The organism is Pantoea sp. Tr-811 (assembly GCF_011752535.1).
GTDB lineage: Bacteria > Pseudomonadota > Gammaproteobacteria > Pseudomonadales > Pseudomonadaceae > Aquipseudomonas.
Genome location: NZ_VWXJ01000006.1, coordinates 238,217 through 248,411 on the forward strand (window position 1 = coordinate 238,217; position 10,195 = coordinate 248,411).

A 10,195-nucleotide genomic window follows, 5' to 3' on the forward strand; every position below is an offset into this window, starting at 1 on the left:
AAGCGCCGGTGTTCGCGTATCGCATTTTTGGGCACCCACGCATTGCGGCGCGACTGCTGGCACGGTTCCCTGCGCAACAGCGCAGCCCCCAGGGCTGGGTTATTTCCTACAACGATTTGTAGGAGCGGGCTTGCCCCGCGAAGAGGCCGCCAAGGTCAATCACAAACCTGAAACCTGTCAGCGAAGAACGCCCGAAAAAACTCAACGGCCACGCGCACCTTGGCCGACCCGGCCAACGGCGCGGTGTAGACAGCCCAGATATCGGCACTTTGCCGATACCCCTGCAACACCTGCACCAGCCGCCCATCCGCCAGGCTGTCGTGCACATCCCACCACGACCGCAGCACGATACCCCGCCCATCCAGGCACCACTGGTGCACCACTTCGCCATGGTTGCTCGACAGCGCCCCGGTCACCCGCACGCTCTGCTCGCCCTCCGGCCCTTCCAGGTGCCACACGCCGAAGGGGTGGTCACGCTCCTTGATCGCCAGGCAATCATGCCCGGCCAAGTCGGCCAGGTGCTTTGGCGTGCCACGCCGAGCCAGGTAATCCGGCGCGGCACACAGCACCCGCCAGTTGCGGGCAAGGCGCTTGGCGATCAGGTTGGGCGCAATGCTGTTGCCCACGCGGATATCCAGGTCGATGCCCTCCGCCACCAGGTCCACCAGGCGGTCATGCACATCCAGGCGGATGTCCAGCCGTGGGTAGCGCGCCGCCAGCGCCGACAGTGCCGGCGCCAGCATGCGCCGGCCCAGCCCCAGGCTGCTGGCGATGCGCAGCTGCCCGGCCGGCTCGCGCTGGCCGGCTTCCAGGTCCTCGCCCATGCGCTGCAGGGCCTCGAACATCTGCTGGGCCCATTGGTAAACCCGCTCGCCCTCCTCGCTCACCGTCACCCGCCGGGTGGTACGGTGCAGCAGGCGCACGCCAAGGTCGGCCTCCAGCAGGCGAATGCGCTTGCTGACAAAGGCCGCCGACATGCCGCGGGCTTCGGCCGCTGCCGCGAAACTGGCGCGGCGGGCCACCTGGAGAAAAATGTCGAGGTCGTCGAGGCTGGGCAGTTTATTCACGTTTCGTACACTAAGAATGCATGGAATGGCAGATTATCTTCAATAACGCCTCTTATAGCATGGCCCACACCTGTTCCCCCTGCCCCAAGGTGTGCCCATGACCCAGACATTCAGAATTGCCGCCATCCCCGGAGACGGCATCGGCAATGAAGTGCTCCCGCAAGGCATCCGCGTGCTCGAAGCGGCTGCGCGCAAACACGGCCTGGCCCTGGACTTCGAATTTTTCGAATGGGCCAACTGCGACTATTACCTGGCCCACGGCAAGATGATGCCAGACGACTGGTTCGACCGGCTCAAGGGCTTCGATGCCCTGTACTTCGGCGCCGTCGGCTGGCCCGCCAAGGTGCCTGACCATGTCTCGCTGTGGGGCTCGCTGCTCAAGTTCCGCCGCGACTTCGACCAGTACGTGAACCTGCGCCCGGTGCGCCTGTTCCCCGGCGTGCCCTGCCCACTGGCCGGCAAGCAGCCTGGCGACATCGACTTCGTGGTGGTGCGGGAAAACACCGAAGGCGAATACTCGTCGCTGGGCGGGCGCATGTTCGAAGGCACGGCCCATGAAATCGTCGTGCAGGAATCGGTGTTCACCCGCCGAGGTGTCGACCGCATCCTCGAATATGCCTTCGAACTGGCGCAAAACCGCCCACGCCGGCACGTCACCTCGGCGACCAAGTCCAACGGCATGGCCGTCAGCATGCCGTACTGGGACGAACGCACCGCCGCCGTGGCCGAGCACTACCCGGAAATCAGCTGGGACAAACAGCACATCGACATCCTGTGTGCGCGTTTCGTGTTGCAACCTGAACGCTTCGACGTGGTGGTGGCGTCCAACCTGTTCGGCGACATCCTGTCCGACCTGGGCCCGGCCTGCACGGGCACCATTGGCATCGCGCCATCGGCCAACCTCAACCCGGAGCGCAAGTTCCCCTCCTTGTTCGAGCCGGTGCACGGTTCGGCACCGGACATCTACGGGCAAAACATCGCCAACCCGATCGGCATGATCTGGTCGGGGGCGATGATGCTGGAGTTCCTTGGCAAGCAGGCGCCGGATGGCCGCTACCAGGCCGCACACGATGACATCCTGCAGGCCATCGAGCAGGTGATCGCCCGTGGCACCACCACGCCGGACATGGGCGGCAAGCATTCGACCGAGGCCGTTGGCCAGGCCATCGTCGAAGCCCTGGGCGGCGCCTGATCGTCACATTTCGGTCACGCAACCGTCGTAATCTGCCGGGCAACTCTATGCCAAAGGTTGCCCGGCATGCTGCGCCCGCTGCTTTCGTTACTCCTGCTGCTGACCCTGAGCGCCCAGGCCGAGCCTGCGCACCTGCGCATCCAGGGCTCCAATACCATCGGTGCTGCCCTGTTGCCGGCACTGGTGCAAGGGCAGTTGTGGGCGCAGCAGGCGACCGACATCCAGCAGGTGCCCGGCGCGGTGGCCAACGAAACCGTCATCACCGCGCGCGATGCCCAGGGCCAGGCGCTGCGCATCGACGTCGCCGCGCACGGCTCCAGCACCGGCTTTACCGCCCTGGGCCGAGGCGAGGCCGACCTGGCAGCGGCCTCCCGGCCCATTACCGAGGCCGAAGCGGTGCGCCTCAAGGCCCTGGGCGACCTGCGCGTAGCCAGTGCCGAACAGGTCATCGGCCTGGATGGGGTGGCGGTGATCGTTCACCCCGACAACCCACTGCCGCAGCTCACCACCACGCAGCTGGCGCAGATTTTCTCGGGCCAGGTACAGCGCTGGGAACAGCTCGGCGTGGCTGCAGGCGCCATCCACCTTTACGCCCGCGATGACCGCTCCGGCACCTTCGAAACCTTCAAGGCGCTGGTGCTCGACCCCCACCAGGCCACGCTGGATGCCCACGCACAGCGCTTCGAGTCCAGCGAGGCGCTGGCCGCGCAGGTCAGCAGCGACCGCCAGGCCATTGGCTTCAGCAGCCTGGCGGCGGTGCATGGGGCCAAGGTACTGGCCGTGGCCGAAGGCGAAGGGCCGGCGATGCTGCCGGACCGTCCGCTGGTGGCCAGCGAGGACTACCCGCTGTCACGGCGCCTGTACTTCTACCTGCCCGCCAACGCCAAGCCCCAGGCCCGCGCCCTGGCCGACTTCGCCCAAAGCCCGGCGGGCCAGGCCATCGTCGCCGCGCAAGGGTTCGTTTCCCAGCAAGTCCAGGCCCAGCCGGTACCGGCCCAGGCCGGCATGCCGCCGCGCTACCGCAGCCTGGCCCAGCAGGCGCAGCGCCTGAGCGTCAACTTCCGCTTCCAGGAAGGCAGCGCCAGCCTCGACAACAAGGCCCTGCGCGATGTGCAGCGGGTGGCCGAATACCTGCGCCAGGCCGGCAAGTTGCAGAGCAAGGCGGTACTGGTGGGCTTTGGCGACCCCAAGGAAACCCCGGGCCGGGCCGCCTTGCTGTCGCGCTTGCGGGCCCAGGCGGTGCGCCGCGAACTGGCCCGCGACGGCGTCGAGGTGCTGGAAGTGACCGGCATGGGCGATGAACTGCCGGTGGCCGGCAATGACCTGGAACAAGGCCGCCTGCGCAACCGCCGGGTCGAAGTGTGGGTGTATTGACCCGCAGCCTGGCACGGCGCCCTGACCTTCATCAACACCCCTTCGCGCCCAAACTGCCACACTGACTGCTACTGTCATCCGTGCCCCTTTGCGTGAAGGAACATACCCGCCCCATGAACCAGGAACTGCTCTGGGTCCTCGGCCTGCTGGCTGTCGTCGTCGTGCTCTTCGTCATCAACCGCCCGCGCATGGATGTGGTCGCCCTGCTGGTGATCCTTGCCCTGCCGCTGCTGGGCATCCTCACCGTGGAGCAGGCCCTGGCCGGCTTCAGCGACCCCAACGTGGTGCTGATTGCCGCCTTGTTCGTGATCGGCGAGGGCCTGGTGCGTACCGGCATCGCCTACCGCATCGGCGAGTGGATGAGCGAAAAGGCTGGCAACAGCGAAGCCCGCCTGCTGGTACTGCTGATGGTGTCGGTGGCCGGGCTGGGTTCGGTGATGAGTTCCACCGGCGTGGTGGCGATCTTCATCCCGGTGGTGCTGAGCATCGCCGCGCGCCTGAAGCTTTCGCCCAGCCGGCTGATGATGCCGCTGAGCTTCGCCGGGCTGATCAGCGGCATGCTCAGCCTGGTGGCCACCCCGCCCAACGTGGTGGTACACAGCGAACTGGTGCGCCACGGCGAGGCCGGTTTCCAGTTCTTCAGCTTTACCCCGTTCGGCCTGGTGGTGTTGGTGCTGGGCATCGGCTACATGCTGCTGACCCGGCACTGGCTCAATGGCGAGGTGCGCAAGGACGGCCGAATGGAAACCCGCCGCACCCTGCTGGACCTGGTGCTCGACTACAAGCTCAACGGCCGTGAGCGGCGCCTGCGCATTCGCCCACAGTCGCCGCTGATTGGCCATACCCTGGGCGAGCTGGAACTGCGCACCCGGCATGGCGCCAACGTCATCGGCATCGAGCGCCAGCACAAGTTCACCACCCGGGTGATCACCGCCGACTCCAACACCGTGCTGCACGCCGGCGATGTGCTGCTGCTCGACCTGTTCGCCAAGCGCGACGACCTGCGCAGCCTGTGCCAGGCCATGCAGCTGGAGCCCCTGCACTTCAAGGCCGCCTACTTCATCGACCAATCCCAGGAGCTGGGCATGGCCGAAGTGTCGCTGCCACCGGGCTCGCAACTGATCGGTAAAAGCGTGCTGGAGCTGACCTTTCGCAGCCGCTACGACCTCAACGTGGTCGGCCTGCGCCGCGACCAGGCCGCCATCGAGGAACAGCTGCTGGAAGAAAAGCTGCGCCTGGGCGATACCCTGCTGGTGGTTGGCCCGTGGAAGGCGGTGCGCCAGTTGCAGAGCCAGCCCAGGGACTTCCTGGTGCTGAGCCTGCCCGCCGAAATCGACCAGGTTGCCCCGGCCCGCAACCGTGCGCCCCAGGCCTTGGTGAGCCTGGCGGTCATGGTCGGGCTGATGGTCAGCGGTGCGGTGCCCAATGTGATTGCCGCGCTGATCGGCTGCCTGCTGATGGGCGCCGGGCGCTGCATCGACATGAACAGCGCCTACCGCGCCATCCACTGGCAGAGCCTGGTGCTGATCGTCGGCATGCTGCCGTTCGCCCAGGCCCTGCAACAAACCGGCGGCATCGACCTGGCAGTAGGCGGGTTGGTCGGCCTGCTGGGCGGGGCCGGGCCGATGGCCATGCTGGCCTGCCTGTTCGCGGTCACCGCGGTGATCGGCCTGTTCATTTCCAACACCGCCACGGCGGTGCTGATGGCACCGGTGGCGATCAGTACCGCCACGCAGCTGGGCCTGTCGCCCTACCCATTCGCCATGACCGTGGCGTTGGCGGCGTCGGCGGCATTCATGACGCCGGTGTCATCGCCGGTCAATACCCTGGTGCTGGGCCCTGGCCAGTACCGCTTCGCTGACTTCGTCAAGGTCGGCGTGCCGTTCACGGTGCTGGTGATGCTGGTCACGGTGGTCATGGTGCCGTGGTTCTTCGGCCTGTGAGGGGGGCCAACAAGAAGCTGGCCGGCCGCTGGCATTATCCTGGGCGATCGCGGCGAATTGACATCAACTAGCCAGTGGAAACACACTTAAGGGCAATTGCCCCAGGTGCCTATAGCCGTTGTCCTGGATTTCGTTTCCGCTTGTCGGTCGAGCCTATGGTTTTTCCAGCACAGTCGCGCCTGTTGCCCTACCTGCTGTTGTTCATCCTGACGTTCACCTTGACGTTGGGCGGTATTCTGGCCCGGCCGATCGAATCGCTGTCGCTGTTCTGGCCGGTCAATGCGGTGCTGGCCGGGGTCCTGCTGCGCTACCCACGTCAGGCCAGCCTCACCGGTTTCAGCCTGGTGTGGCTGGCGATGGTGGCCGCGGACCTTGCCTGCGGCAGCGCCTGGGCGCCGGCCCTGTGGTTCAACTTGTGCAACCTGGGCGTGGTGGTGACGGTGTGGCTGCTGTTGTCGCGCCTGCCGCGCATCCACCGGCGCATGCGCACCCCGCACGGCGTGCTCAGCGTGTTCGGCGCCTGCGCAGCCGGCGCCATGGTTGCCGCCAGCCTGGCCTGCGTGATGGCCACGCCGTGGTTCCAGCAGTCATTGCAGGCCACCTGGCTGGCCTGGTTCAGCGAACAGTTCTCCACCAGCGTGCTGGTGCTGCCGGTATTGCTCACCGCGCCCTCGACCCGCGCCCTGGTGCGCAGCTCTGCCCAGGCCATTCGCCTGGCGCCGCTGCTGGTGCTGCTGTTGTCGCTGGTGTTCAGCATCGTGTTCGGTGGGCCGGGGGCCATTGCCTTCCCGATCGCCGCGCTGCTGTGGTGCGCCTGGACCTACTCGCCGTTCCTGGTTTCGCTGCTGACCCTCAGCGCCGGCAGCACGCTGATCGTTGCCGTGGCGCAAAACCTGATGCATTTCAGCGTGCCGCAGAGCGAGCCTGGGGTCACCACGTTGATGTCGGCGCGCCTGGGCATCGCCATGCTGGTGCTCGGCCCGCTGGTGGTGGCCTGCGTCAGCCAGGCCAACCGCAGCCTGTTGGCACGCCTGGCGCACCAGGCCACCGTCGACCACCTGACCGGCGTGTTGACCCGCAGCGCCTTCACCCGCCGTGCCAACGCCCTGCTCGACAGCCGCCAGCAACACGCCCAGGCATTGCCGCTGACCCTGATGATGCTGGACATCGACCACTTCAAGTCGATCAACGACCAGCACGGCCATGCCGTGGGCGACCAAGTGCTGCGCCAATTCGCCCGCACCTTGCAAGACCAGCTGCACGACGGCGAACTGCTGGCGCGCCTGGGTGGCGAGGAGTTCGTGGTGATCCTGCCAGGCCTGGCCCCGGAGCGGGCGGCGTTCAATGCCGAACGCTTGCGCCGCGCCGTGCAGGACTTGCAGGTGATGCAGGGCGATACCCGGGTGCAGATCACCGTGAGCATCGGCCTGGATGGCTGCGCGGGCGACGAGCAGGCGCCTGAGCTGGACGAACTGCTGGCCCGCGCCGACCAGGCGCTGTATCGCGCCAAGGCGCGCGGGCGCAACCGGGTGGAGCAGGCCGAGCGGCAGCGCCAAACGGTCTGACTCAGCCGCCCAGCAAGTCCCACGACAGCTTGGCGATCAGCACGCAGAGCAACACCAGGAACAGCCCGCGCACGAAGCCTGCACCCTTGCGCACCGCCAGCCAGGTGCCGGTCAGTGCGCCGAGGATGTTGCACGCGGCCATGGGCAGGGCGATGGCATACAGCACATTGCCCGATGGCACGAAGAACACCAGCGCCGCCAGGTTGGTGGCGATGTTCACCACCTTGGCCGAGGCCGAGGCGTGCAGGAAGTCCAGGGCGAAGAAGCGGATGAACAGGAAGATCAGGAAGCTGCCGGTGCCTGGGCCGAACAGGCCGTCGTAGAAGCCGATGGCGCCGCCGATCAGCACCGCCAGGCATTGCTCCTTGCGGCCGATCTTCGCCGGTTTGTGCAGGGTGCCGAAGTCCTTCTTGCAGAAGGTGTAGATGGCCATCAACACGATCAGCACCAGCACCGCCGGGCGCATCACGCTGGGCGGCACCAGCGACACCGTGGCCGCCCCGGCGAACGACATGACGAAGGCGCTGAGCGCCGCTGGCACGATCAGGCCCCAGTCCAGGGTGACCTTGCGAATGAACGAACGCGCCGCAAACGCCGTGCCACACACCGACGCCAGCTTGTTGCTGCCCAGCAGGGCCGCCGGCTGTGCGCTGGGCAGCACGTTGAACAGCGCCGGGATCTGAATCAGCCCGCCGCCTCCCACGGCGGCATCGATCAGGCCAGCAGCGAAGGCGAACAGGGAAAGTACGGCGATATCCATCATGGGGCAGGTCCTGGCAGTAGAAGCAGACTGCAAGGCTAATCAAAGTGACGCACTTGTGTTGAAATGCCATATTGCGAAAACTGCAATCAGGAGTGTTTCCATGGCATTGGACATGCTGCGTGAAATCCAGGCCTTCGTCAGCGTCGCCCACAAGCGCAGCTTCGTTGCCGCCGCCCGCGCCTTGGGGCGCTCGCCCAGCGCCGTCACCCGTGCGGTGCAAACCCTGGAAGACAACAGCGGGTGCAAGTTGCTGTACCGCAACGCCAATGCGGTGACCCTGACCGAGGCTGGCGAGCGCCTGCTGCCCCACGCCGAGCGCTTGCTGGATGTGCAACGTGACGCCGCCGACGAACTGGCAGCCCTCAGCGGCAGCGCACAGGGCTGGGTGCGTTTTGCCGTGCCGCAACTGCTGGGCGAGCATGTATTGCCCGGCGTGCTGGCAGCCTTCAGCCAACGCCACCCGCAAGTGACCCTGGATGTGCAGTACAGCGACGAAGCACTGGACCCGTTGCTGGGCAAATTCGATTTTGTGGTGCGCGGCGCTTTCCCCCAGTCCAGCGAGCTGATCGGCTACCCGCTGTGGCGCTACCGCCGGCACCTGTACGCCAGCCCAGCCTACCTGGCCCGGGCCGGCACCCCTGAGCGCCCCGAGCAGTTGGAACAGCATGCGCTGATCCTGCACACCGCCCCGCGCATCCTCAAGGCCTGGCATTTCTGCCGCGACGGGCAAATCACCAGCCTGCGGCCGCACCCGCGCCTGCGCCTGGGTTCGGGTGATGCGGTGTACCACAGCGCCCTGGCCGGTGCCGGCATCGCCCGCCTGGCCGATTGGGCGGCGCAAGCGCAAGTGAAGGCCGGGCGCCTGGTGCGAGTGTGCGCGGACTACCGCCTGACCTCCAGCACCGGCCACGACCCGCAGATGCACGCGGTGTACCCCACCGGCGAGCTGCCGGCACGGGTACGCGAACTGCTGCTGGCACTGCGCCAGGCCGGCGAAAAGGCCATTCAGGCGCAGCGTTAAATGCTGTTCAATTTCTGCTCAATTTAACAGAGGCCGCCACCCGCTTGGCTTGCAGAATGTTATCCACAGACCTACCCACGATTTTTGTGGACAGATTTCCCCGTGCAAAGAAGGACTTATCGCAGGCCTAGCAATGCGGCATTGGCGGCCTTGACCAGCTCGATCCATTCCAATGCACTGATCACCCCCGCTTGCTCCAGCGCCTCTGCGCTGCGCAGCGCCTGGTCATAGTCCTCTTCTTCGAGAATACCCGCGCTGAGAAAACGGCTGCGCCACTCCAGCATGGCTGAAGTGCCCTTCTTGCATTCCATCTGTTCACTGACTCCAAGGCAAAAGACCAGGCCGCGCTTCACGACTCATTATGACGCGGCCGAGACTACACGAGCACTTTGCACTTGAGAATGACTGACAACGACCGCTAGTCCAGCGGTACGGGTAGACAGCGCTGCCGCGAACGGGCAGGCGGTGGGCCCGTCCGCGAGATAGACGGGCCGCAGGGGGCAGGAGCAGATCAGCCCGGCGGGATGGTGCCGAGCAGGCCTACCAGTAGGGTCAACAGCAGAAAGCCACCCAGAAACAGCGCGAGCTTGCCCATCGGAACCTCTTCACAGTGATATCGGGACACACCCATTGTCGGCGCTCGACTGATACGGATACAGATGCAGGTTGGTGAGAAAAAAGCGGATCAGATGTGTGTGGGGGGCTGGGGAATTGCTACTTAACATTTCGGTTCGTGCAAAAGCCGGCGGTTGGGGGGGATTCGCCGGCTGGTCGAATTTTCCCGGCCAGAAACCCAGCGGGTACAGGCCTCTGGCGGTTTTTTGCGGTACATGAATGGAAACATCCAGTGCGGTGATTTGTAGGAAGTTTTACCGGTGATGGTAGGTAGAATCTACAAAGTGCTCTTTTACTGTATAAAATCCCAGTGCTAATTGCGGAATTTGACCTGTTACGGTCATTTTTTCTTACAACAGCACGGATGCTTTAGCGCATGAGGGAGTGATGGACGAGTTCACTAGTTCGGGCCTGGGGTTGCAGCAGAGCCTGCTGAATTTGCGTCGGGATCGGGACAAGTTGCTGGCTGAGGGGAAGGTGGGGGCGGCGCGGTTGCTGAATCGTGAGATCAAGCGGATCGAGGGGATGCTGGCTCGGTTGCGCCTTAGGGAGTGAAAGGGGTATAGCTTGGGTTGTTTGTCGCCGGTGAGATCGAGCGCCGCCCGCGCGGCGCTTCGCGAGCTGCGCTCGCTCCTACGTTTGTTTCGGGCCAGTT

Annotated in this window: 9 protein-coding genes; 6 read left to right on the forward strand and 3 right to left on the reverse strand. The window is 65.5% G+C overall.

Translation table 11 applies throughout. From position 1 onward, the window contains the following. Nucleotides 1–155: 155 nt before the first annotated feature. A complete protein-coding gene (locus F3J44_RS11965; RefSeq protein ID WP_167272544.1) occupies nucleotides 156–1,067 on the reverse strand; it encodes a LysR substrate-binding domain-containing protein in 912 nt (303 codons plus the stop codon). 97 nt (nucleotides 1,068–1,164) lie between these two features. Here F3J44_RS11965 and F3J44_RS11970 point away from each other — a divergent pair, with 97 nt between their 5' ends. The 4 genes from F3J44_RS11970 to F3J44_RS11985 all read left to right on the forward strand — a co-directional run bounded on the left by F3J44_RS11970 (nucleotide 1,165) and on the right by F3J44_RS11985 (nucleotide 7,141). Then, the gene (locus tag F3J44_RS11970) at nucleotides 1,165–2,259 is read left to right on the forward strand and encodes a tartrate dehydrogenase (RefSeq protein ID WP_167068594.1); all 1,095 of its coding nucleotides are present in this window, start codon (nucleotides 1,165–1,167) and stop codon (nucleotides 2,257–2,259) included. Between the two features lie 66 nt (nucleotides 2,260–2,325). Beyond that, the gene (locus F3J44_RS11975; protein ID WP_167272547.1) at nucleotides 2,326–3,633 is read left to right on the forward strand and encodes a substrate-binding domain-containing protein; all 1,308 of its coding nucleotides are present in this window, start codon (nucleotides 2,326–2,328) and stop codon (nucleotides 3,631–3,633) included. 113 nt (nucleotides 3,634–3,746) lie between these two features. Then, complete coding sequence (locus F3J44_RS11980) at nucleotides 3,747–5,576, forward strand: SLC13 family permease (protein WP_167272550.1); 1,830 nt, start codon at nucleotides 3,747–3,749, stop codon at nucleotides 5,574–5,576. Nucleotides 5,577–5,731: 155 nt separating this feature from the next. Then, a complete protein-coding gene (locus F3J44_RS11985) occupies nucleotides 5,732–7,141 on the forward strand; it encodes a GGDEF domain-containing protein (RefSeq protein WP_205299836.1) in 1,410 nt (469 codons plus the stop codon). Nucleotide 7,142: 1 nt separating this feature from the next. Here F3J44_RS11985 and F3J44_RS11990 read toward each other — a convergent pair whose 3' ends face one another. Then, on the reverse strand, nucleotides 7,143–7,904 hold the full coding sequence (locus F3J44_RS11990; protein WP_167068606.1) for a TSUP family transporter: 762 nt from the start codon (nucleotides 7,902–7,904) through the stop codon (nucleotides 7,143–7,145). Between the two features lie 100 nt (nucleotides 7,905–8,004). Between F3J44_RS11990 and F3J44_RS11995 the strand changes: the two genes are divergently transcribed. Then, nucleotides 8,005–8,925, forward strand: a complete 921-nt coding sequence (locus tag F3J44_RS11995) for a LysR family transcriptional regulator (RefSeq protein ID WP_167272556.1) — start codon at nucleotides 8,005–8,007, stop codon at nucleotides 8,923–8,925. 116 nt (nucleotides 8,926–9,041) lie between these two features. On the opposite strand, the gene F3J44_RS12000 is transcribed toward F3J44_RS11995, so the two are convergent. Further along, nucleotides 9,042–9,236 (reverse strand): hypothetical protein, encoded by a 195-nt coding sequence (locus F3J44_RS12000; RefSeq protein ID WP_167068612.1) that lies wholly within the window; start codon nucleotides 9,234–9,236, stop codon nucleotides 9,042–9,044. 691 nt (nucleotides 9,237–9,927) lie between these two features. On the opposite strand from F3J44_RS12000, the gene F3J44_RS12005 reads away from it, so the two are divergent. Next, nucleotides 9,928–10,095, forward strand: coding sequence for a hypothetical protein (locus F3J44_RS12005; RefSeq protein WP_167068616.1), 168 nt, complete (start codon nucleotides 9,928–9,930; stop codon nucleotides 10,093–10,095). Nucleotides 10,096–10,195 lie beyond the last annotated feature (100 nt).